This is a genomic window from Williamsia soli, from assembly GCF_017377795.1.
GTDB lineage: Bacteria > Actinomycetota > Actinomycetes > Mycobacteriales > Mycobacteriaceae > Williamsia > Williamsia soli.
In genome coordinates this window covers 458,746-480,924 of sequence record NZ_JAFRDR010000004.1, presented here as the reverse complement: position 1 = coordinate 480,924, position 22,179 = coordinate 458,746, and the positions used below count along the sequence as shown (strand labels likewise).

General features: G+C 65.9%; 21 protein-coding genes. 3 read left to right on the top strand and 18 right to left on the bottom strand.

Annotation, left to right across the window (positions count from 1 at the left end):
* Positions 1 to 201: 201 nt before the first annotated feature.
* From J3S28_RS14245 to lspA, 4 genes are all read right to left on the bottom strand, one after another.
* The gene (locus J3S28_RS14245; RefSeq protein ID WP_207841430.1) at positions 202 to 1,479 is read right to left on the bottom strand and encodes a serine/threonine-protein kinase; all 1,278 of its coding nucleotides are present in this window, start codon (positions 1,477 to 1,479) and stop codon (positions 202 to 204) included.
* 99 nt (positions 1,480 to 1,578) lie between these two features.
* Positions 1,579 to 2,256: a hypothetical protein gene (locus J3S28_RS14240; RefSeq protein ID WP_207841366.1), complete on the bottom strand. Its 678-nt coding sequence runs from the start codon at positions 2,254 to 2,256 to the stop codon at positions 1,579 to 1,581.
* A 4-nt stretch (positions 2,257 to 2,260) separates the two neighbouring features.
* Positions 2,261 to 3,187, bottom strand: a complete 927-nt coding sequence (locus tag J3S28_RS14235) for an RluA family pseudouridine synthase (RefSeq protein ID WP_207841365.1) — start codon at positions 3,185 to 3,187, stop codon at positions 2,261 to 2,263.
* Complete coding sequence (lspA, locus tag J3S28_RS14230) at positions 3,187 to 3,780, bottom strand: signal peptidase II (protein WP_237341601.1); 594 nt, start codon at positions 3,778 to 3,780, stop codon at positions 3,187 to 3,189. Before lspA ends, J3S28_RS14235 begins: the two co-directional genes overlap by 1 nt.
* Before the next feature lie 111 nt (positions 3,781 to 3,891).
* Here lspA and J3S28_RS14225 point away from each other — a divergent pair, with 111 nt between their 5' ends.
* Positions 3,892 to 4,878 (top strand): hypothetical protein, encoded by a 987-nt coding sequence (locus tag J3S28_RS14225; RefSeq protein WP_307797132.1) that lies wholly within the window; start codon positions 3,892 to 3,894, stop codon positions 4,876 to 4,878.
* A 65-nt stretch (positions 4,879 to 4,943) separates the two neighbouring features.
* On the opposite strand, the gene J3S28_RS14220 is transcribed toward J3S28_RS14225, so the two are convergent.
* Positions 4,944 to 5,468, bottom strand: coding sequence for a WKL family lipoprotein (locus J3S28_RS14220; RefSeq protein WP_207841363.1), 525 nt, complete (start codon positions 5,466 to 5,468; stop codon positions 4,944 to 4,946).
* A 146-nt stretch (positions 5,469 to 5,614) separates the two neighbouring features.
* Between J3S28_RS14220 and J3S28_RS14215 the strand changes: the two genes are divergently transcribed.
* Complete coding sequence (locus J3S28_RS14215) at positions 5,615 to 6,547, top strand: asparaginase (RefSeq protein WP_207841362.1); 933 nt, start codon at positions 5,615 to 5,617, stop codon at positions 6,545 to 6,547.
* Positions 6,548 to 6,564: 17 nt separating this feature from the next.
* On the opposite strand, the gene J3S28_RS14210 is transcribed toward J3S28_RS14215, so the two are convergent.
* Positions 6,565 to 7,929, bottom strand: a complete 1,365-nt coding sequence (locus tag J3S28_RS14210) for a DNA polymerase IV (RefSeq protein ID WP_207841428.1) — start codon at positions 7,927 to 7,929, stop codon at positions 6,565 to 6,567.
* 68 nt (positions 7,930 to 7,997) lie between these two features.
* The gene (locus tag J3S28_RS14205; RefSeq protein ID WP_207841361.1) at positions 7,998 to 8,459 is read right to left on the bottom strand and encodes a nitroreductase/quinone reductase family protein; all 462 of its coding nucleotides are present in this window, start codon (positions 8,457 to 8,459) and stop codon (positions 7,998 to 8,000) included.
* A gap of 116 nt (positions 8,460 to 8,575) precedes the next feature.
* Between J3S28_RS14205 and J3S28_RS14200 the strand changes: the two genes are divergently transcribed.
* Positions 8,576 to 9,289 carry a TetR/AcrR family transcriptional regulator gene (locus J3S28_RS14200; protein ID WP_207841360.1) on the top strand — a complete coding sequence of 238 codons (714 nt, stop codon included), beginning with the start codon at positions 8,576 to 8,578 and terminating at the stop codon, positions 9,287 to 9,289.
* A gap of 6 nt (positions 9,290 to 9,295) precedes the next feature.
* On the opposite strand, the gene ileS is transcribed toward J3S28_RS14200, so the two are convergent.
* The 11 genes from ileS to murG all read right to left on the bottom strand — a co-directional run bounded on the left by ileS (position 9,296) and on the right by murG (position 22,155).
* On the bottom strand, positions 9,296 to 12,532 hold the full coding sequence (gene ileS, locus J3S28_RS14195) for an isoleucine--tRNA ligase (protein ID WP_207841359.1): 3,237 nt from the start codon (positions 12,530 to 12,532) through the stop codon (positions 9,296 to 9,298).
* A 236-nt stretch (positions 12,533 to 12,768) separates the two neighbouring features.
* Positions 12,769 to 13,143, bottom strand: coding sequence for a hypothetical protein (locus J3S28_RS14190; RefSeq protein ID WP_207841358.1), 375 nt, complete (start codon positions 13,141 to 13,143; stop codon positions 12,769 to 12,771).
* Between the two features lie 45 nt (positions 13,144 to 13,188).
* Positions 13,189 to 14,007, bottom strand: a complete 819-nt coding sequence (wag31, locus tag J3S28_RS14185) for a DivIVA-like cell division protein Wag31 (protein WP_207841357.1) — start codon at positions 14,005 to 14,007, stop codon at positions 13,189 to 13,191.
* A 415-nt stretch (positions 14,008 to 14,422) separates the two neighbouring features.
* Positions 14,423 to 14,704, bottom strand: coding sequence for a YggT family protein (locus J3S28_RS14180; protein ID WP_207841356.1), 282 nt, complete (start codon positions 14,702 to 14,704; stop codon positions 14,423 to 14,425).
* A 100-nt stretch (positions 14,705 to 14,804) separates the two neighbouring features.
* Entirely contained in the window at positions 14,805 to 15,557 is a 753-nt protein-coding gene (locus tag J3S28_RS14175) for a cell division protein SepF (RefSeq protein WP_207841355.1), read from the bottom strand.
* Positions 15,558 to 15,637: 80 nt separating this feature from the next.
* On the bottom strand, positions 15,638 to 16,396 hold the full coding sequence (locus tag J3S28_RS14170) for a YggS family pyridoxal phosphate-dependent enzyme (RefSeq protein ID WP_307797130.1): 759 nt from the start codon (positions 16,394 to 16,396) through the stop codon (positions 15,638 to 15,640).
* Positions 16,389 to 17,126, bottom strand: a complete 738-nt coding sequence (pgeF, locus tag J3S28_RS14165) for a peptidoglycan editing factor PgeF (protein WP_207841353.1) — start codon at positions 17,124 to 17,126, stop codon at positions 16,389 to 16,391. Before pgeF ends, J3S28_RS14170 begins: the two co-directional genes overlap by 8 nt.
* An 8-nt stretch (positions 17,127 to 17,134) precedes the next feature.
* Positions 17,135 to 18,334 carry a cell division protein FtsZ gene (gene ftsZ, locus J3S28_RS14160; protein ID WP_084893026.1) on the bottom strand — a complete coding sequence of 400 codons (1,200 nt, stop codon included), beginning with the start codon at positions 18,332 to 18,334 and terminating at the stop codon, positions 17,135 to 17,137.
* A gap of 205 nt (positions 18,335 to 18,539) precedes the next feature.
* The gene (locus tag J3S28_RS14155) at positions 18,540 to 19,496 is read right to left on the bottom strand and encodes a cell division protein FtsQ/DivIB (protein ID WP_207841352.1); all 957 of its coding nucleotides are present in this window, start codon (positions 19,494 to 19,496) and stop codon (positions 18,540 to 18,542) included.
* Entirely contained in the window at positions 19,493 to 21,028 is a 1,536-nt protein-coding gene (gene murC / locus J3S28_RS14150; RefSeq protein WP_207841351.1) for a UDP-N-acetylmuramate--L-alanine ligase, read from the bottom strand. Before murC ends, J3S28_RS14155 begins: the two co-directional genes overlap by 4 nt.
* A complete protein-coding gene (gene murG / locus J3S28_RS14145) occupies positions 21,025 to 22,155 on the bottom strand; it encodes an undecaprenyldiphospho-muramoylpentapeptide beta-N-acetylglucosaminyltransferase (protein WP_207841350.1) in 1,131 nt (376 codons plus the stop codon). The genes murC and murG overlap by 4 nt, the downstream gene beginning before the upstream one ends.
* Between the last annotated feature and the right edge of the window lie 24 nt (positions 22,156 to 22,179).

Genomic DNA, 22,179 nt, shown 5'->3' with positions numbered 1-22,179 from the left:
ACGAACGCCTGCGGTCTGCCGAGATCACTCCGACGCCGCAAGAACTCTCAGTCTAGGCGGGGCCACCGACGCTGTTCGACAGGCGCGGCGCAGCGACACCGAAGTGGTGACGGTGGGTCGGATGTGACTCGGATCGAGACCTCCCCACCGTCGCCCCAGAACGGCTCGGGCGACGAGTACGGCTCGGGCGACGAGTACGGCTCAGGCGACGAGGAGGATCGCCACCAAGATGGCGATGGCGATGACCACCAACCCGATGAACAGCGCGATCATCACGGCGTTCGAGCCCGACTGGGCATCCCTGCCACCGGCGCGGTGCGGCGCACCCTGGTGGTGCGGCGAGTTCTGCTGGGGCCCGGAATGCTGAGAGGCCCCCTGTCCGGGACGCGAGACCTGGCCGTATTGGGAGCTCTGGCCGTAGAGGGAGCTCTGGCCATACTGGGCACCCTTGCCGTAGTGGGAACTTTGAGCGGGCGTGTGTGATCCGGAACCGGCCTGCCTCGGCAGCGGTGTCGAATACCGCGTCGCGCCCTGCTGACCCGGTCTCGACGGATTCGACGACGACCGGGTGGGCGCGCTGTGATACGAGGCCTGACCGGCGCTCTGTCGGAAGGCAGATTGCAAGGCATCGGTGAACTGTCGGCAATTGGCGAAACGGTCATCGGCTTCCTTCGCCATCGCCTTGGCGATCACCGAGTCCACGGCCGGAGGGACCGCGGGCACCAGCTCCGACAACTTGGGAACAGGTTTGCTCAGATGCCCGGTGATGACATCGGCGGTGCTGTCACCCTTGAACGGCACCCGACCGGCGATGAGATGAAAGGTCGTCGCCGCCAGCGAATATTGATCGGTCCGAGGGTCGACCTGCTGTCCCTTGAGTTGTTCGGGCGACGCGTACGACAACGTCGCCAGCACGGTGCCGACGACCGTGAGCGACTCGGTCTCGTTCGCAGCCTTCGCCACGCCGAAGTCGGTGAGCAATACCCGCTGTTCGTCGGCCAGGCTGGGATCGAGGCTTCCATCGACCTCGGACAGCAAGATGTTGGCAGGTTTGATGTCACGGTGCAGTAGCTGCTTGCGATGGGCGTAGTCCAGCCCTCGCGCGATCTCCGACGCGATCCGGACCACCCGCTCGGGTGGCAGCCCGACCTGCGCACCGGCCTTCTCCTGTGTCCGGTGCAGTTCTTGCGCGCAGTCGGTACCCGCGACGTACTGCATCGAAATCCACAGCATGCCGTCGCTGCGTCCGCGGTTGTAGATGGTCACGATGTTCGGGTGATCAAGCCCGGCGGCGACCTCTGCCTCACGCAGGAAGCGCTTGCGGAATTGCTCGTCCTCACCGACCTGCTCGCCAAGAACCTTGATCGCGTCGCTGCGCGGCAGTTCCGGATGTTTCGCGAGGTAGACGGCACCCATCCCACCGCTGCCGAGCGCCCGCTCCACCCGGTAACCGGCGATCCAGGACCCCGGCTGCAACATGATCTCCCCTATCGGCCCGCGGGCACCGCGCTCGAGTTGCGCCCCGCCTGGTCTGTGTCCATCCATCTCGTCGATTTCTAGGGGACACCCTATAACGACCTACGCTGCAGGAATCGGTCCATCGTCAGGGGTCGGTGCGACAACGGTCGTCATCGTCGGCAACAACGGGACCACAGAAAAGAGCCCGGCAGAGGCGTCTGCGGGTAGCGCCTGCACAGCCCGTACCTGCGACGTCTCGGCCAACGTCCGCAGCCGATCGAGTGACGCCCGCACCACGACGCCGATCACGCACACACAGCCCGCGCGCAGGCGCGCTGCGGCGACCTCGCCGACGGCGCGGGCGCGTTCGGTACCGGTGGACCGCTGACGTACCGATTCCGCGGCGACCTGAGACGAGGCGATGAAGGACGATTCGGTGTTGCCGCTGGGTACCGCCACGGTCGGCGTCTGCACGCGATCGATCGGCACGTTGAAAATGCTCTGCGACAATATCGAGAGGGCCGGCGTCGACACGTTCTGGGTCAGCGACCAGACGGCCATGGTCTCCATGGGACTCGCCAACGAGATCAGCGCCCACCGCTCGTCATCCGCACCGCTCAGCGAGGCCTCGGCACGGACGAGATACGCCGATACCTCCTCGCCGTTGTCCGGGCCGAGCACATCGCCGGCGATCACCGGAGCGGGTACCGGGTTGAGCCGGCCGACGACATAGAGCCCTGCGACGAGCACCCCCACGACGAGCACCACGGCACATGCGGTACGGGCGGCGGAGTTCACCGAGCTAACCGGCCCGCAATTCGTCCAGCGCGTGCTGGAGATCGGCGGGATACGGACTCGTGAACTCCACCAGTCGACCGTCGGAAGGATGAGCGAAAGACAGCGCTCGGGCGTGCAGCCATTGCCGCTCGAGCCCCAAACGCTTGGAGAGCACCGGGTCGGCGCCGTAGGTCAGGTCGCCGCAGCACGGGTGGTGCAAGGCGGAGAAATGCACCCGAATCTGATGGGTCCGGCCGGTCTCGAGATGGACGTCGAGCAGGCTTGCCGAACGGAACATCTCGACCGTGTCGTAGTGGGTGATACTCGGCTTTCCCGTGGCGGAGACGGTGAACTTCCAGTCATTGCCCCGGCTGCGGCCGATGGGTGCGTCGATGGTGCCACTCGGAGGGTCGGGATGTCCCTGCACGATGGCGTGGTATCGCTTGTCGACGGTCCGCTGCTTGAAGGCCCGCTTGAGCAAGGTGTAGGCCCGCTCGGAGACCGCCACGACCATCACCCCGGACGTCCCGACGTCGAGACGGTGCACGATGCCCTGTCGCTCTTGGGAACCCGACGTGGAGATTCGGAAACCCGCGGCGACGAGGCCGCCGATCACGGTCGATCCGGTCCAGCCCACCGATGCATGGGCGGCCACCCCGACCGGTTTGTCCACGACCACGATGTCGTCATCGGAGTAGATGATCTCCATACCCTCGACCGGTTGGGCCTCGATGGCGAGTACCCGGGCGGGTGCGGGCAACAGGACATCAAGCCACTGCCCGCCGACCAGTTTGTGCGACTTACCCACCGCGACACCGTCGACACTGATGTCCCCGTCATCGGCCAGGGTGGCCGCCACGGTGCGGGAGAGACCGAGCAGGCGTGCCACCCCGGCGTCGAGCCGCATGCCCTCGAGCCCTTCGGGAATCGGCATGGATCGTGCTTCGCGCATCAACGTTCCTGTCGCTTGCCGTTGTCCGAGGCCTCGGACCGCTCGTTCGCCGACGGATTCGACGCACTCTCCGACTCCTGCGGTGCGGACAGGTCCGCCTCAGACTCCGGCGGTGCATTCTTTCCGGTGCGGGTGCCGTCGAACTCGAACCCGAACAAGGTCAGACCGACCAGCAGCACCGCACCGCACACGACCGCCGAATCGGCGATGTTGAACACCGGCCACCAGCCGACGGACATGAAGTCCACAACGTGCCCGCGCAGGGGGCCCGGCGCACGGAAGATCCGGTCGATCAGATTGCCCAGCGCACCGCCGAGCACCAGGCCGAGGCCCAGGGCCCACCAGATCGACCCGAGTCGCTTGCTGTAGCGGATGATGCCCACGACCACCGCAAGGGCGACGATCGTCAGAATCCAGGTGTAGCCGGTGGCCATCGAGAACGCGGCGCCGCTGTTGCGAACGAGTTTGAAGGTGACGGTGTCGCCGATGATCTCGACGGGATCGCCGGGCTCGATGAGGGCGACGGCGAGGATCTTGGTGATGAGGTCGGCGGTCAACACGATCGCGGCGACAATCAGCAACACCAGCCACATTCTGGGCCGCGGTCGGACATCGGTCTGGTCGACGGAATCGTCCGCGGCGGGTGGGGTGGGGTCGGTCGTCACCTGTCCATCATCCACGATCGGCTCGATACGCTGGCTGCCGTGTCCTCTCCAGCTCCTGCGCGCATCCCCCATCGCCTCCGGATCTCCCGCCTGCTCACCCCACCAGTCGTGGTCGCTGCGGTGACCCTGCTGACCCTCGGACTGGCGGGTTGTGGCTCGGACGACGACCAGCCGCCGCCACCGGCACCGACCGGTTGCGCCACGGACTCCACGGCCGGGCAGAGCGCAGCGGCGCTGCTACCGGTTCCTCCGGCGAAAGTCACCATCGTCGATCCCGGCGCCGAGCCAAGGTCTGTCCCGTTGAGCGGCTTCGACCGCGCAAACGCGCAGTCCGCGCAGCTGGTCACCACATCCACGTCATCGTCACCCACCACCGACCAAGGTCCGGCGACGACGGCCACCACGGTGGATCTGCCCTTGACCGCACGGGTGAACTGCTCCGACGCCACCGACATCGATCTGCGGATCGGGGCTGCGGGGTCACCGGACACCGCCCTCAACCAAGCCCTCAAAGCCCAGGACGGGTCGCGGGCGGGTATGAGCATCGGCCCCGGCGTCGTCCCGATCTCCCTGCGCATCCTTCCGGGTGAAGACGCCGACGACACCGCGCGGCAGGCGGTCGAGGAATCCCTGTTCGCCACATTCCAGCGGTCGGTGACACTTCCCACAGAACCCGTGGGCGTGGGCGCGCGTTGGGAGGCGGTCCGCACGGTCAACGCCGGCGCCACCGTCCGTCAGACGATCACCGCAACCCTCACAAAACGGGAGGGTGACGTGCTGACCGTCGATTACAGCGTGGATGAATCGCCCGTCGATTCCACGTTCCGTCTCCCCGACGGGGGTGTGCTCACGATCGAGAGCTACTCGATGACAGGCACCGGAACCGTGGTCGTCGACCTGGCCCGCGGCGTCCCGGTGTCCGGGCAGTCGAAGATCTCGGGCGGGCGCACGCTGATCGGTGCGGACGCGAGCCAGCCCTTCAGTCAGCTGCTCGGCTTCGAATCGACCTGGTCTCCCGGACAGTGAAAAACGGCGTCCCCACGATCGAATCGCGGGGACGCCGTTTTCAGGGTCTTACTGCTCTCGGCAGACTAGCTACTCGCCGGGCACATCGGGCTCTTGACGTTGGCGCCACTCAGGAGCAGGCACACGGTCGTGGACGACAGCTTCCACGTGCCGTTGTCGAAGACGATGAGCGCTTCGACCTGCTGCTGAGGAGCGTCCGGCAGCTGGACCTTGACGTTGGCCTTGGCCTGGTTCGTCCCGGCCGGACGAACCGGTGCGACGATTTCGTAGGTCAGGTCAGGGTTCGCTTCGCGACCTGCGACGAGCTTGTCGAAGAGCGCCGGATCCTTCTCCGAACCCTCGACGAGTTCGGTCTTCTCCGTCGCCGGGATGTTCGGATCGAGGGCCTTCTCCAGCATCTGGTTGAGAGCAGCAGCCGTCGGGGGCTTCTTGGCGTCGGTCAGGCCACCGCCGCCGGTGCTCGTCTCCGAGGCCGCGGTCGTGCTGGTCGTTGTGGTCGGGTCGTCGCTGCCGCCGTCATCGGAACAGGCAGCGATGGACAGAAAGGCGCACACGGCAACGCCGGCGGTCACGAACTTGCGAAACTTCAAAATCCGTCCTTCTCATTGACACCCGACACCCGAAAAGTGTGCAGGTGAGATCTGGTCGTGAGGCCGCTGGGGCCATTGGTCCTGCACCACTATGCCAAAAACATATGGATTTGACGCGTGCCCACCGTCGGCAGAAGCTATCGGGCATGGTCAAGACGGGTGCGGTGGTGTCGGTTCTCACCACCGGTGGAACGATTGCCAGCCGTGGATTTGCCGGCGGCGCCCGGCCGGACGTCCGCGGCGACGATCTCGTCGCAGGCATCGCGCCACCTGACATCGCACTCCGCGTCCGCGAAGTCTTGCACGTCGACTCGTCGGCCATCCTGCCGGCGGATCAGGACTCCATCCGGCTCGCGGTCGACGTTGAATTCGCCGATCCGAACGTCTGCGGTGTGGTCGTGACCCACGGCACCGACACCATGGAAGAAACGGCGATGTTGCTCGATCTCATGCACGACGATCCACGTCCGCTGATCATGACCGGGGCCCAGCGTCCCGCCGACTCCCCCGATGCCGACGGCCCCGCAAACCTGTCGGCGGCCGTCGCGGCGGCCGCGGACGCCCATCTTCGGGACCGTGGAGTGCTGATCGCGATGAGCGACTCGCTGACGCCGGCGCGCGGGGCGACCAAACTCGACAGCGGGGCCCCCGCTCCGTTCTCTGTGGTCCGAGTCGATCTGCCCCGCCCGGTGATACCGCCGACTCTCATCGCCGGAACCAGGGTCGACCTGCTGTCGCTGTATCCGGGCGTCGACCCGGCACTGCTCGACTGGAGCGCCGATCAGGGTGCTGCGGGAATCGTCCTGGCCGCAACGGGTTCCGGCAACACCCACACCGACGTCGTCGACGCGGTGGCGCGGGTCATCGATCGAGGAGTGGTCGTGGTGGTGTGCTCACGGGTTCCGAAGGGCCCTGTCATCGCGCACTACGGCGGTGGCGGTGGGGCCGTCGACCTGGTGAACAGGGGCGCAATCATCTCACCGTGGCTACGCGCATCCCAGGCGCGAATTGCGTTGCAGGCCGTGCTCGCCGGCGGCGGTAACCGCTCTGAGGTTGCCGAGTTCTTCGCTACCGCATGACCCGGGCACGTCCCGCATCACTCTTCCTCTGCCGTCGCCGCTTTCAGGAACTCGTCCGGCCAATCCAAGGTGTGCAGCGAGTCCGCTTCTTCCAACGCTGGATCGTCGAGAGCAAAGGTCTTCGCGAATCCGGGGCCACTGCCGCGGGTCTCGAACCGGACGGTCACCCGGCCATGGCCGCTGCCCTGCACCCAGCCCAGTCCATGTTCGGCGTGTCGCACGTCGTTGCCGGTCGACCAGCGCAGTCGGTCTGCTTCCGGATTGCGGCCACCGGGATGGAACGCCTCTTCGGTCGATGACTCGTCGGCGGTGGCCTCTGCCCCCTCGAACTCATCCAGCTCGGGGAACATCGAGAACTGTTGCACCGCGGTCAAACCCGAGTACCCGACCCCGACGAGCCTGATGGGTCCGATCTCCTGCGGATCGATCGCCAGTCGCTGCGCCGCCGCGGCCAGGACCGGCAATTCGGTCGTGGCCGCCGGCAACGTGCTCGATCGGGTCAGTACCGACATGTCCGACTTCTTCAGTTTGACGACCACCGTCCGAGATCCACGCCCGTCACTCAGTAGTCGGCGGTGGGCCGATGCCGCGGCGCGCTCCACCGCCACCCGCAGCCGGACGAGGTCGGTGATGTCCTCGGCAAAGGTCGATTCCGCGCTGATCTGCTTTGCCGAAGCACGTTCGGCAACGGGTCGGTCATCGACACCCTGTGCCAGCAGGTGCAACCCCGGGCCCACCGTGGCCCCGAGCACCGAGGACACCTCGACCGGCGACATGCGCGCGAGGTCCCCGATGGTGTCGATTCCCAACCGCTGCAACCGCTCTCCCGCAACCGGGCCGATACCCCACAGCTTGCGCACCGGCAGCCGTGCGAGAAACTCCCGCTGCTCGGCGGGAGTGACGACGACAACCCCATCCGGCTTGGCCATCCCGGAGGCGATCTTGGCGATCTGCTTGCCGCTCCCGAAGCCCACCGACGCGGCCAGGCCTACTTCATCGCTGATCCGTTTACGCACCCGCTCCGCGAACTGCCGGGCATCGTCGGCGTCCGCACCGGCCAACTCCGCGGGTTCACCGAACGCCTCGTCAAACGAGAGCATCTCAATCACGGGCACCAATTCACGGATGAGGCCGAACACGCGGACACTGACCGCCCGATAGACCGATCCGCGCGGTGGCAGCACCACGGCGCCAGATCCGACGAGTCGTCGCGCCTGGTGCATCGGCATCGCAGAATGCGCTCCGAAGACCCGCGCCTCGTAGCTGCAGCCGGCCACGACCCCGCGGCCGCCCAGTCCCCCGACCAGCACTGGGCGGCCGCGAAGTGTCGGCCGCGTGAGCTGCTCGACGGACGCGAAGAACGCATCCATATCGATGTGCATCACCCATCGGGAACTGGTGTTCCCGTCTTGCTGCCGCACAAGGTCGATGGTAAGCCTCCTCGGCTCGCTCAGGTGCGCGGCTGCGCGATCAGTTCGAACACCGGTATCGAACCAGCCGCAGACAGCAACTCTGCGTCGGTTGACGTGGCCGTGATCTTGACCGGCAGCAACGCCCCGACCTCCCAGCCCCACCGCTTGAGGTAGGGCCGCAGTACTACCGGCTTGTCCTCGAGGGCCACCTCGAGCGCACGGTAGGTGACTGCGTTCCTGCCGCCACGCAAGGCGCAACTCCCCGCCGCACGAACGTTGCGCGACCACTGGGTGTCGCCGCGTGCGCCGATCAGGTAGGTACGGCCACCGAGCCGGAGCGGATTGACCGGAATACGTTGCAGATTACCGGACTTGCGTCCCCGGACCTCGAGCGTCCTGGCGCCGGCGAGCGTGATGCCGCGATCGGCCAGCCAGGCGACCATGCCGTTGAAGAGGTGGACGCTCTTGCCGGGGCGGTTGTAGTGGGTCATTGCGGTCATGGTGGGCTCCTCGATCGTAAAATCAGATTAGAGAGCACTGCTCTCTGTTGTCACGAGTGTGCACCCCTCGACCCGGAAAAGCAAGAGCACCGCTCTCTTTATGGCACGATCGGCAGATGACCGATTCCTCGATCCCTGATCAACTGACGCCACGAGCACAGGCCAGGGCACGCACGCAGCAACGGATCCTCGAACTCGGTCGTGAACACCTCGCCACCTACGGCGCGGCCGCGCTGTCCCTGCGCGCCATAGCGCGCGATCTCGACCTGGTGTCCTCAGCGGTGTATCGCTACGTGGCCTCTCGGGATGACCTGCTGACCCTGCTGGTCGTCGATGCCTACACAGAGCTCGCCGATCGAGTCCTCGCGGCGCACGCCACCGCACCCGCCGACGACTCCCGCGAGCAGTTGAGACTGAGCTGCCACGCCTTCCGCGACTGGGCGGTGGCCGAGCCGGCCCGGTACGCGCTGCTGTACGGCAGCCCGGTTCCCGGATATCAGGCACCCGCCGAGCAGACAACCGAACCAGGCACCCGCGTGGTCGGGCTCCTCGTCCGCACATTCGCCGCGGCCGACGAGCACATCGTGTTCGCTCCGCCGGAGGACGCCACCCCGGTGTTGGACTTCGACTCGGTCACCTCCGAGTTCGATGTGCAGATGAGCGACGACGCCATGCACGCGGCACTCGCGCTGTGGGCCATCACCGTCGGGCTCACGAGTCTCGAGGTGTTCGGTCAGTTCGGCGCCGAGCCTCCCGTCGACCTGTCGGTGCTGTTCACCGTGCAGATCGACGGGCTACTCGGCCGACTCGGCCTCCCCGCCCCCCGATGATGGGGGTCAGGCCTTGGTGAGCGTGGCCTGGACACCGTCGCCGAGGGCGACCCAGTTCCCCAACGGTTCATCCGTCCGCGCGTCGACCAGGTCGAGCTGCACCGCCAGGATCTCTCCGGCGATCAGGTCGCGATGTCGCTGCGCCCACTCGAGGTGATCAGCAGGCACAGCGAGCTGCACTGCGATCCGGTCGGACACGTCGAACCCGGCCGATCGGCGGGCCTCCTGGAGTTCGCGGATCCTGTCCTTGGCCCAGCCCTCGGCCTCGAGCTCCTCGGTGACCGCGGTGTCGAGCACGACCAGACCGGCGGCGGCCGGGAGCTCGGCCGTGGACTCCGGTTTCACCGCAACGAGTTTGCGGGTGAACTCGCCGTCCAACAGTTCGATGCCGTCGGCGCTCACCACCTCGACGCCGTCACGCTCGGTGATGCTGACGTTCCCCGACTTGACCGCCTTGATGACTCGCTGCACGTCCTTGCCCAGCCGTGGTCCGGCGACCCTCGCGTTCACCGCCAGCTCCACCCGCCCGTATTGATCGGCGTCGTCGGTCAACTGCACCGACTTCACATTCATCTCGTCGGCGATGAGGTCGGTGTACGGTGCCAGCCGCGCGGCATCGGCCGATGCGATCGTCAACGACGGCAACGGAAGTCGCACACGCAGTTTGTTCGCCTTGCGCAGACTGGACGCGACCGAGCACACCGCCTGCACATCATCCATCGCCGCGACGAGCTCCTGATCGGCGGGCAGTTCGTCTTCGGTCGGCCAGTCGGTCAGATGAACCGACCGCTCCCCCGTCAACCCACGCCAGATCGCCTCGGTGGCCAGCGGCAGCAACGGAGCCGCGAGACGGCAAGCCACCTCGAGCACCGTGTAGAGCGTGTCGAATGCTTCCGGGGCCTCGTCCTGGCCGGCCCAGAACCGCGAACGTGACCGTCGCACATACCAATTCGTCAGGGCGTCACAGAAGTGCCGGAACTCCTCGCACGCACCAGCGACATCATAGGTCTCCATCTGTGCGGTCATCACCTCGCGCGTGGCCGCGGCCTTCGCCAGGATGTACCGGTCCAGCACATTGGTCGAGGCTGTACTCCACTGCGCGGGCCGCTCGGCATACAACTGCAAGAAGCTGTAGGCGTTCCACAGGGGCAGCAGCGCCTGTCGGACACCTTCACGGATACCGCGTTCTGTGACAACGAGATTGCCGCCCCGCAGGATCGGCGAAGCCATCAAGAACCACCGCATGGCGTCGCTGCCATCGCGGTCGAACACCTCGTTCACGTCGGGGTAGTTCCGCTTCGACTTCGACATCTTCTGGCCGTCATCGCCCAGGACGATGCCGTGGGCGGCGACGGTTCGGAATGCCGGCCTGTCGAACAGCGCGGTCGAGAGCACGTGCAGGTTGTAGAACCACCCGCGCGTCTGCCCGTTGTACTCGACGATGAAATCGCCGGGACTGTGTCCGGGTTCGGTATCGGTGCCCTCGAACCAATCGGTGTTCTCGAACGGATAGTGCACCTGGGCAAAGGGCATCGATCCCGATTCGAACCAGCAGTCGAGGACCTCGGGTACCCGACGCATGGTCGACTTACCGCTGGGGTCATCGGGATTGGCGCGCGTGAGCTCGTCGATGTGCGGCCGGTGCAGATTGTCCGGGCGCACCCCGAAGTCGCGCTCGAGCTCATCGAGGCTGCCGTACACGTCCACACGTGGGTACTCGGGATCGTCCGAAACCCACACCGGGATGGGTGCACCCCAGTAGCGGTTGCGGCTGATGTTCCAGTCGCGAGCACCTTCGAGCCATTTGCCGAATTGGCCGTCACGGATGTGTTCCGGTGACCATTCGATCTGCTTGTTCAGCTCCACCATGCGATCACGGAACGTCGTGACGGCGACGAACCATGACGGAACAGCCATGTAGATCAACGGTTTACCGGACCGCCACGAGTGCGGGTAGGAGTGCTCGATCGTCTCGTGGCGCAGGATCTTTCCCGCCGCCTTGAGGTCTTTGATGATCACCGGGTTGGCGTCGAAGACCATCAGGCCCTCATACGGCGGCACGAGCGCAGTGAACTTGCCGCCGGGATCGAGCGGTTGGACCACCTCGATGCCGTAGGCCGTCGCGAGCTCCATGTCCTCTTCACCGAAGGCCGGCGCCAGGTGCACGATTCCGGTGCCGCTCTCGGTGGTGACGTAGTCGCCGAGCAACACCCGGTGAGCACCGTCGTGACCGAGGAAGAAGTCGAACGGGGGCCGGTACTCCAGGTTTTCGAGCTGCGCTCCGGTGTAAGTTCCGAGAACCTCGGGGTCCTCACCCAGTTCGCGCGCGTAGGCACCGACCAGTGCAGCCGCCAGCAGATACTGCTTTCCGTCCTCGGCGCGCACGTGGCTGTACTCGGTGACGGGATTGACGGCGATTGCGAGGTTTGACGGAAGTGTCCACGGCGTCGTCGTCCAGATCAACGCGTCGACACCGTTCAGCTCGGCGGGACCGGAGTCGCCCGTGTCCAACGTCATCCGCACCGTGACGGCCGGGTCCTGGCGCATCTTGTACGCGTCGTCGAGCTTGCTCTCCTGATTCGAGAGCGGCGTCTGCTCGTACCAGGAGTACGGGAGAACACGGTATCCCTGGTAGACGAGTCCCTTGTCGTGGAGGGCTTTGAACGCCCACATGACCGACTCCATGAAGTCGATGTCGAGGGTCTTGTAGTCGTTGTCGAAGTCGACCCAGCGCGCCTGGCGGGTGACGTACTCACGCCACTCGTCGGCGTACCGCATCACCGAGGCGCGGCAGTAGTCGTTGAACTTCGCGACGCCCATCGTCTCGATCTGTGACTTGTCGGTGATGCCCAGCTGCCGCTCGGCCTCGAGTTCGGCGGGAAGACCATGGGTGTCCCACCCGAAACGCCGGTCCACCTTCTTGCCACGCATGGTCTGAAAGCGCGGGACGAGATCTTTGACGTAGCCGGTCAGTAGATGACCGTAGTGCGGCAAACCGTTGGCGAAGGGCGGGCCGTCGTAGAAGACGAACTCGGGGGCGTCGCTGCGATTGTCGATGGACGCGCGGAAAGTGTCGTCGGACTGCCAGTAAGCAAGGACCCGTTCCTCCACTTCGGGGAACGATGGCGCGCCTGACCTCGATCCGTTGGTCAGATCGACGACCGGGTAGACCCGGCCGGTCTGCGATGCGGTGTCCGGCCCCGGTCCGTTGTCATCGGGGACCGTCGAGTTCTGTGGGTTCACTGCCGTCTCCTCGTGCGCTGGCGTTGCTGCCTGGGCACGGGGACGAACCGACGTCTCACGTCGGCCGCGGTACCACCCCGCTTGCGCCGGAAAGGGCGCCACTCACTCGATCGACCGGCGGACCGGCAATCGTCTGAGGCGTTGACGGGCCTCACCCGCCTGGTTCTACTGAGGGCCGTGCAGCCCTGTTCTTCCAGGTGCTCCCCGGTGATGGCCGGATCAATGCAAATACAAGTCTAACTCGGTCTGTCGAACCGTATTTCTTCGGTCGGCGGATCGTCGCTGCCGTCGCGCGAGATCCGCGGCATCCGTCCGGTCACCTCGTTGTCGGATTCGGGCTGCGGCGATTCGGGACCTTCCTCAAGGTCCGATTCTGTGGACCGATCCCGAACCTCATCAGCGTCTTCGTCAGCGCGATCGTCATCACTCGTGTCCTCGCGGGCCGGCTCACCGGCAGGTCGACCGATCCCGAGCAGATCGGCGATCAAGAACCCCACGCCGATCACGCACACAACGATGCAGGCGATCGCGAGCCACAACAGACCGCTGATGAGGGCCCCCACCAGCAGGACGAATCCCACCAGGGTGGCCCCCAGAGCCAGCACCAGCACAGCAGTGTCCTAGTAGTCGATAACGTCGGCGAAGTCAGCCGACGGTCAGTTGCCAGGCTTGCTGAAACCGCCCGAGTTGGTGAAACCACCATTACCCGGATCGGAGGAGAAGGCGTCGCCGCCACGTGCGTTGTCGACCGGTGCCGCGCTGCCCCGTTGCTGCAGCTCCTCGAGCTGCGACTCCAGATAGGTCTTGAGGCGGGTCCGGTACTCGCGTTCGAAGGTCTTGAGCTGTTCGATCCGACCTTCGAGCACTGACCGCTGCTGGTTGATCGTGCCCATGATCTCGGTGTGCTTGCGCTCGGCGTCGGCCTGCAGGGCGTCGGCCTTTTCCTGAGCCTGTCGCGTCTGCGTCTCGGCGCGGGTCTGCGAGTCGGCCAAAATCGCCTCGGAACGCTGCCGGGCGTCGCTCAGCATCGCTTCCGACTTGGAGCGGGCGTCGCCGACAAGTGCATCCGCACGAGCGCGGGCATCGGCGACCATTGCCTCGGACTCGCTGCGCGCGTTGTTCGTGAGGCGATCGGCGGTCTCCTGAGCCAGGCCGAGCACGCGGGCAGCCCGAATGCTGTGGTCCTCACCCTGGGGCGCGGCTTGCGCAACGGGCTCGGGAGCCGGTGCTGCGGGTTGCGCGAATGTCTGCGTTGCAGGCTCTGCCGCCGGTGTGGGTGACTTCTTGGCCTGATCGACCTCACCCTCGAGCTCTTCGACCCGCTGTTTCAGGTCGGAGTTCTCTTCGATCAAACGCGCCAGCTCGGCCTCGACGAAGTCGAGGAACTGGTCAACCTCGTCCTCGTTGTAGCCGCGTTTGCCGATCGGCGGTTTGCTGAACGCGACGTTGTGCACATCAGCTGGTGTCAGCCGCATTGGTCGGTCCCCTTATACCTTGTGTCGAGCATTGGTCTTCTACTTGTGTAGGTGCTGGCTCACCTGCGCGCCGATCTACGAATCATCGTTCCGATCGACCCACAATGTGGGTCGGTCAGCCATATTATTCACGATCAGCATCCAGGCTGTAACTGGCGTCCATCCTGTCACACTAGAACCGTTCGTCGCACCCTGTGGTTGCTATGTCGAAATCAAACGGTTAGCAGGTCGAGCTCCGCCGGCGGCTCCGTCTCCTGTCGAAACGAACCATTTACTGCGGCGCGCCGGAAATCTGTGACCCGTTTGTTATCAACCTACTCGATACTAGTGCGCCGATCTCGGAGCCGGCGACTGGGCGGCGTCTCGGCGAGTCGCACCCGCTCACAGACCGCCCGGGATGGCCGGGCCTCAGCTGTCAGGGCGCGACGAGTGACATCGCGATCAGAACCACGATCATGGTGATCATCAGGGACAGGTCGAGCCGGACCGGGCCCAGAGGAATCGGCGGCAGTATTTTTCGCAAGGCCTTGATGGGCGGATCGGTCGTCGTGAACACGCTCTCGATCACCACGACGGATGCTCCCGTGGGCCGCCACTCCCTGGCGAAGGTTCTCACCAACTCGATCACCAGGCGTCCCAACAACAAGAGCCAATAGATGAAGAGGATGTAGTAGATAACTTCTCGCGCGATCGTCACGACACAACTGTGCCCGAAATCGGACGCGAATGGGTAAACGGCAGGACGCGCCGGGGCTCAGAGCCGTGAGCGACGGCCACGGCCACCAGTTGAGGCGATCTCACTGATGGTTGTAGAAACCGGTCTCGGCGATCTTGCGGCGATCCTCGGGCGAGACGTCGATGTCGGACGGAGCGAGCAGGAACACCTTGGTGGCAACCTTGTCGAACGAGCCGTGCAGCGCGAACGCCAGACCGGCAGCGAAGTCGACGAGTCGCTTGGCGTCCGCGTTGGTCATCTCCACGAGGTCCATGATCACCGGGCTGCCGTCACGGAACCGCTCGCCGATCGTGCGTGCCTCGGCGTAGCTGCTGGGCCGCAGAGTGGTGATCTTGCCCAGCGGGCTGCCCTCCTCGAAGACCCGGTCGATCTCGGCGCGTGAATCGAGCGCGAGCGCACCGCGGGTGCTCGCTCCGACGGACGGGCCAGGCCGAGAAGCGGTGGGGCGTGCGGACGACAGCGGCTCGAGGCGTCCGGAGACGCGGGCCGGAGCCGCCGCGTAGCGGTCGATGGCCTCGAACTGCGGCCGTCGGGCGCCGGCGTAGGCGTACTCGGGAACGCGCTCGTACTCACCTTCGCGGAAGTCGGCCTCCCGGAAGTCCCGATCCTCGACCTCGTCGCGGTAGAAGGGCCTCGCGGCAGCAGGCTCGTCGGCGTACTCCCGGTACTCGGGGTCCCGATAGTCCGCCTCGTCGCGGTAATCGCGGTCGTAGCGACGCGCCCGCGCGGGGGCGGGATCGTCCAGGTAGTCGTCTTCGTAGTCACCGGGCGGGACCATGCCGAAGTACGCCTTGAACTTGTGGATGGTGCTCATCGCATTTCCTCTTTCAGCCGCGGCCGGTACTCGACAATCCCTGTTAGTCATGGTGCTCGTGTTACTCATGTGACTAACCGTTAGGGCGAGATTACTGGGCGATCGCCCATGATCGCGGTACCGACACGCACGCATGTCGATCCGTACTCGACAGCGATCTCCAAGTCGCCCGACATCCCCGCCGACAATTCGACGGCACCGGGATGGTCGGCGACAAACCGCTGATGGATACCGGCGGCCTTGGCCATCCAGGCCTCCGCCGATCCGTGCAGCGGGGTGATGACCATCAGTCCGCACAGCCGCAGGTTGGCACTCTGCTCGATGTCGTCGGCCAACGCGGGCAGTTCTTCCTCTATGACCCCACCACGACCCTTGGCCTCGTCGTCGTCCAGGCTGATCTGGATCAATACCTCCAACGTCCCGTCGCGATCCCCACCCTCACGGGCGCCGCCAACGGCACGGTCGAGGGCACTCGCCAACTTCGTACTGTCCACCGAATGCACCCGGTCAGCCCACCGAGCAACTGTTTTCGCCTTGTTCCGCTGGAGTTGACCGATCATGTGAAAGCGCAGATCACCCCGGCCAGTGGTGGCCCGGACCTCCTCGGCCTTGCGGCCGGCCTCCGGTTCGCGTGATTCGCCGAACTCCGCCGCCCCGGACTCCACGAGTGCAACAACGTCCGATGCCGGGAAGAACTTGGTGACCGGGAGCAGTTGCACGTCGGACGGCTCGCGCCCCGCGGCAGCGCAGGCCGCGTCGACCCGGTCGCGTACAACGCGGAGTCTCGATGCGAGCTCCGTGCGGCGACCGGCACGATCACTTCCGTCGAGATCAGGCACTGCCTGTATCCATCCAGATGACGGACGCGATACGGCCGGTCGGCGCATCGCGTCGGTGACTGAAGAGTGCGACGTCGGTGATCGTGCACCGTGGGTCCTGCGCCACCGCCGAGACGCCCTCGGCCAGGAGTTGACGTCTGATACCCGCCCGGAGGTCGAGTCCCGGGGTGCCCTTGGCAGTGCGGGTGGCGCTACCGGGGAGATGCCGCTCGACGTCGGCTTGCATGTCGGCAGGCACCTCGTACTGGGCTCCGCTCGCGGCAGGACCCAGGAATCCGCCGATCCTGCTGACCTTGGCGCCTGCCCGTTCCATCTCCTCGAGTACGCGGGGCACGATGCCGATCCGGGCTCCGACACGGCCCGCGTGTACAGCGGCGATCACGCCGGCCTCTTCGTCGCTCAGCAGCAGCGGCACGCAGTCTGCGCTCAAGACGGCGAGCGCCAGATCCTTGGTCGTCGTCACCAGTGCATCGGTGGCAGGAACAGGTTCGGAAACGGGGCCGTCGACCCTGGTGACGTTGCGGCTGTGGATCTGCTCCATCCACACCACGCGGGCCGGATCGACACCGATCTTCTCGGCGAGTCGAACCCGGTTCTGGCGCACCGCCTCCGGGTCGTCACCGACGTGATCACCGAGATTGAACGACTCGAACGGTCCGGTCGAGTAGCCACCCGCCCGTGCGGTGACGACTCGCCTGACCCGAAACCCCTCGGAGGCGCTGGACCCCACCGAAGCGCTCAGCGTTTCATGAACGGCGGAACGTCCACCTCGTCATCGGCCTCGTCCATCCCGTGCGCGGGACGCGACGACGTTCGCGGCGACCTGTCGTCGGCGAACGGATCGCCTGCGGGAACCTGGGCGAACAGCGGATCGCGGCGATCGGCATCGCTCTTGCCGTTCGCACTGCCGTTGGCGACGCGTCCCGAGCCGGCGGCGGCACTGGTGCGGGCTGCTGCGGTGGCTGCGGACTCCACCGGCTTTCGGGCCGGGGCCCCACTGTCGAAGCCGGCGGCGATGACCGTCACCCGTACCTCGTCGCCGAGGTTGTCGTCGATCACCGTTCCGAAGATGATGTTGGCGTCGACATGTGCGGCTTCCTGCACCAGCGTCGCGGCCTCGTTGATCTCGAACAGTCCGAGATCGCTGCCACCGGCGATGGAGATCAGGACCCCGTGGGCACCTTCCATCGACGCCTCGAGCAGCGGGGAGTTTATGGCCGACTCCGCCGCCTTGGTCGCACGGTTCTCGCCGCGCGAGGAGCCGATGCCCATCAGCGCACTACCGGCGTTGCTCATCACGCCCTTGACGTCGGCGAAGTCGACGTTGATCAGCCCGGGCGTGGTGATCAGGTCTGTGATGCCCTGGACGCCGTTGAGCAGGACCTCATCCGCGCTGCGGAAGGCATCCATGAGGCTGACGGCCGCATCTCCCATCTGCAGGAGACGATCGTTGGGGATCACGATCAACGTGTCGCAGGACTCGCGCAGCGACGTGATCCCGACTTCAGCCTGTCCGCCTCGTCGCTTGCCCTCGAACGAGAACGGCCTGGTGACCACACCAACGGTCAGCGCCCCGAGTTTCCGGGCGATACTCGCGACCACGGGGGCGCCACCGGTGCCGGTTCCGCCGCCCTCGCCTGCGGTGACGAAGACCATGTCGGCGCCCTTGATGAGCTCCTCGATCTCGTCCTTCGCGTCTTCGGCGGCGCGGCGACCGACCTCGGGATCGGCTCCGGCGCCGAGCCCGCGAGTCGAATCACGACCGACGTCGAGTTTGACGTCGGCATCACTCATCAGCAGGGCCTGTGCATCGGTGTTGATGGCGATGAACTCGACACCTTTGAGTCCTTGTTCGATCATGCGGTTGACGGCATTGACTCCGCCGCCGCCAATACCGACGACCTTGATCACGGCAAGGTAGTTGTGCGGGGGCGTCATAGCGCTCGCCTTCCTTTTGGTCTAGTTCCGAACCAGCTGGCTCTGCAGCGCACGGCTCCGAAAGCAAAACCCTCAACCTAAACCACAGGCTTAGAGTTATGTCAAGTAGTCGCGTACTGATGGAAACGCTAAGCATCTTTGGTGGGTGGAGCCAGCAAGCGCCGCGGCGTGTCGCCACAAACTCTGCGAATTGCGCTCGAAACGGCTATTTGAAGGTCGGATTCTGCGGACTGGACACGTTGTACTCGGTGCCTTCCTGCGTCAGCACGTGCCGCAGGGTTTCCGCTTTCTCGGCGTTTCGCTCGTCGTCGCCCCAGACAACGGTGCGTTTGTCCTTGAGCCGCAAGACGATATCGACCGGGGAATCCACCTCGATGGCGGCGATCTGATCGCGCACGTAGGGAGGGACCTCACCCATCACCGTCAACGCGGCCCGTGTGGACGGATCGCCCGAACCAGGATTCGCGGTTCTCAGTTCGGCGAGCCCGGGCGGCGGATCCTGTTGAGCGAACTCGAATCCCAACCTGTCCATCAGGTACTTCTGACCGTCGCGCTGGGTGAAGACCACCGCGACCCTTTCGACAACCGAGATCGTGATCGTCGAGGGGTATTCGCGCTTGACCCTGACCGTGGCGATACGAGGGATCATCGACACCCGCTGAGCAGCGGCGGCGGTATCGACCTGCATGAGTGGCTGCCCCTCGGAAAGGGCTGCCGCAGCAAGGATTTCTTCCGCCGGCACCACCGAGTTGCCCGCCACGTCGATGGTCCGCACCGACATCAGCGGTGTGAAGTACGCGACGACGAATGCGGCGATCACCACCAGGATCGTGACGATGGTCGTCACCAGCAAGCGCATACCACTCACGGCGGGCCTGCGGCCGCCACGGGCCCGGTCCCGGCGACGCGTCCGGGAACCCGTCCCCGTGTCGTCGCTGTCCTCGTCATCTCCGACCTCGTCGCTGCCGTGATCGACGTCGTCGGCGGTGGCGCCCTCGACGTACGGATGGGCACCGCGGGCGGGGATCGTCAGATCCGCCAGCACCGTGAGGTCGTCATCCTCGAGGTCGGCCGGCTCGAGTTCTGGGGGCGCAGGGTCGCGTCCGGCCCGATCGCCGCGACGGTCGTCGTCACCACCACGAGGGCGGCGGCGATCGCTCATCTGCGTTCCCTGGAGGACGGATCGGCGTCACCCCGCGGTGCACGGGACGCCGCGCGCAACGCATCGACGATCTCGGGTGCCTGCATGGTGACATCACCCGCACCGATGGTCAGCACGACGTCATCGGGTTGCACCAGGTGCGCGACCTGATCCGGTAGCGCAGAGACATCCGGTTGAAAGGCAACCGGTTTTGTCACCTTCTCGGCGATGGTGAACCCGCTGACCCCGGGGACGGGCTGCTCTCGGGCGCCATAGACGTCCAGGACGATCACCTGGTCGGCCAGATCGAGCGCAGCGGCGAACTCGGTCGCGAAGGTCTCGGTGCGCGAATAGAGATGGGGCTGGAACACCGCGACCACACGTCCGCCGTCGGCGTCGACCATGTCGCGCGCGGCCGTCAGGACCGCTCGCACCTCGGTCGGGTGATGGGCGTAGTCGTCGTAGACCCGAATCCTGCCGATCCGGCCACGCAACTGAAATCTGCGGTGCACGCCGGCGAAACCTTCGAGGCCTTCGATGACCTCGACCACGGGCGCCCCGACGCATACACCTGCCACCAACGCCGCAACAGCGTTGAGCGCCATGTGCTTTCCTGGCACAGTCAAGGCAATGGTGTGCTCGGTGGAGTCGATGCCGTCACCGGCCGGATCGGCGAACCGGATGCGGGCGACACCGCCGCCGTCCTTGCTCTGCCAGCTCAGCAACCGCGCGATCGGCTCGAGTCCACCGGCGAGTTCGCTGTGCACACCTTCGCCGTAACCGAGCACCGCGACCCCACGTTCGGCCAGTCGGGGCGACACCCTGGCCGCCAACGCGGCCGAACCCGGGTCGTCGAGACACACGATCAAGCTGCCGCCCGGTCGAATACGGTCGGCGAAGTCGTCGAACACCTGGACGTAGGCGTCGGTGGTGCCGAAGTAATCGAGATGGTCGGACTCGACGTTGGTCACCACGGCGACGGTCGGCGCGTACTGCAGCAGCGAACCGTCGCTCTCGTCGGCCTCGGCGACGAACACCCCGCCCGACCCGTGATGGGCGTTCGTGCCGGATTCGTTGAGCTCGCCGCCGACCGCGAACGACGGGTTGAAGCCGCAATGCTGCAGTGCGACCACCGTCATCGACGTCGTCGACGTCTTACCGTGTGTGCCCGCGATCAAGAGGTTGGTGTACCCCTCCATCAACGTCGCGAGGACCGCAGGCCGCAGCAGCACGGGGATACCGCGTTCACGGGCCGCCACCAGTTCGGGATTCGTCTTCGGAATCGCCGCCAGTGTCGTCACCACCACGGTCGGGCCGCCGTCGAGCAACTCGAGCGCCGCCGGATCATGCCCGATGTGGATCTTTGCGCCTCTGGTCCGCAGATCGATGACGCCACGTGACTCCTTGGCGTCACTTCCCGACACCTGACCGCCGCGGGCCAGCAGGATCCTGGCCAGCCCGGACATCCCGGCGCCGCCGATTCCTACCATGTGCACCCGGGAAAGAGCTTGCGGCAGAGATTGATCCGCCTGAGGGGATGCCGAGTTGTTCATCGCTGTCCCCCACTGCGGCGAGCGCGTGCCACGTCGATGCCTGCTGCGGCAACGGCGTGGGCCGCACCGCGCGCACCGGCACCTGCCGCCGCGAGTGACATCGCCGACAGCTTGGCGGGGTCGGTCAGCAGTGGCGGGATGGTCTGCGCCACATACTCGGGCGTCAGATCGGCGTCGTCGACGAGAAGTCCGCCGCCTGCTGCCACCAGTGGTGCGGCGTTGAGTCGCTGCTCACCGTTTCCGTGCGGCAACGGCACGTAGACCGCAGGGAGCCCGGTGGCCGACACCTCGGCCACCGTCATGGCGCCGGCACGACAGATCGCGAGGTCCGCGGCGGCGTAGGCAAGATCCATCCTGGAGACGTAAGGCACCCCCACATACGGCGGCGACCCGTCGAAAGGCTCGATGGTGTTCTTCTTGCCATATGCGTGCAGGACGCCGATCTTGTTGTCCGCCAATACTTGTGCCGCGCCGCGCACGGCCTCGTTCAGACTTCGCGCACCCTGCGAACCACCGAAGACCAGCACGGTCGGTGCATCCGGATCGAGACCGAAGTACGCCCGTGCCTCTGCCCGCAGAGCGCCTCGATCGAGATCTGAGATCGCGGCGCGAACCGGGATGCCCACCACGTCGGCCGACTCCAGCCCGGACCCGGGAACCGCGACGAGAATCCGCTGCGCCAGTCGGGCGCCCACCTTGTTGGCTATTCCCGCGCGTGCGTTCGCCTCGTGGATCACCACCGGCAGCCGGTTTCCTGCTCGCACACGCATACGGGCGGCCAGGTACGCCGGTAGCGCCACGTAGCCACCGAATCCGATCACCACATCGGCGTCGACCTCTGCGAGCACCTTCCGGGTGGCCGAGACCGACGAGCGAAGACGTAGTGGCAGCTTTGCCAGATCCGCATTGGGCTTGCGGGGCAACGGAACCGGCGGGATCAGCTCGAGGCGGTACCCACGCTCGGGCACCAGGGTGGTCTCGAGTCCGCGAGCGGTGCCCAGAGCGGTCACCCGGATCGTCGGGTCGAGGTCAATCAGGGCGTCGGCCACCGCCATCGCGGGCTCGATGTGGCCCGCCGTGCCCCCACCGGCCACCACGATCGACAGCGGTGTGGTCAGCTCACTCATGTCCTCGAACTCCGATTCCGGCCG

Excerpts from the sequence above, each read along its gene's own strand:
- J3S28_RS14175 (WP_207841355.1), bottom strand. The coding sequence starts at position 15,557 with ATGAGCACCATCCACAAGTTCAAGGCGTACTTCGGCATGGTCCCGCCC.
- murC (WP_207841351.1), bottom strand. The coding sequence starts at position 21,028 with ATGAACAACTCGGCATCCCCTCAGGCGGATCAATCTCTGCCGCAAGCT.
- J3S28_RS14215 (WP_207841362.1), top strand. The coding sequence starts at position 5,615 with ATGGTCAAGACGGGTGCGGTGGTGTCGGTTCTCACCACCGGTGGAACG.
- wag31 (WP_207841357.1), bottom strand. The coding sequence starts at position 14,007 with ATGCGGCTGACACCAGCTGATGTGCACAACGTCGCGTTCAGCAAACCG.
- murG (WP_207841350.1), bottom strand. The coding sequence starts at position 22,155 with ATGAGTGAGCTGACCACACCGCTGTCGATCGTGGTGGCCGGTGGGGGC.
- lspA (WP_237341601.1), bottom strand. The coding sequence starts at position 3,780 with ATGTGGCTGGTGTTGCTGATTGTCGCCGCGATCGTGTTGACCGCCGAC.
- J3S28_RS14235 (WP_207841365.1), bottom strand. The coding sequence starts at position 3,187 with ATGCGCGAAGCACGATCCATGCCGATTCCCGAAGGGCTCGAGGGCATG.
- J3S28_RS14155 (WP_207841352.1), bottom strand. The coding sequence starts at position 19,496 with ATGAGCGATCGCCGCCGCCCTCGTGGTGGTGACGACGACCGTCGCGGC.
- ftsZ (WP_084893026.1), bottom strand. The coding sequence starts at position 18,334 with ATGACGCCCCCGCACAACTACCTTGCCGTGATCAAGGTCGTCGGTATT.
- J3S28_RS14210 (WP_207841428.1), bottom strand. The coding sequence starts at position 7,929 with ATGCACATCGATATGGATGCGTTCTTCGCGTCCGTCGAGCAGCTCACG.
- J3S28_RS14245 (WP_207841430.1), bottom strand. The coding sequence starts at position 1,479 with ATGTTGCAGCCGGGGTCCTGGATCGCCGGTTACCGGGTGGAGCGGGCG.
- J3S28_RS14200 (WP_207841360.1), top strand. The coding sequence starts at position 8,576 with ATGACCGATTCCTCGATCCCTGATCAACTGACGCCACGAGCACAGGCC.
- J3S28_RS14205 (WP_207841361.1), bottom strand. The coding sequence starts at position 8,459 with ATGACCGCAATGACCCACTACAACCGCCCCGGCAAGAGCGTCCACCTC.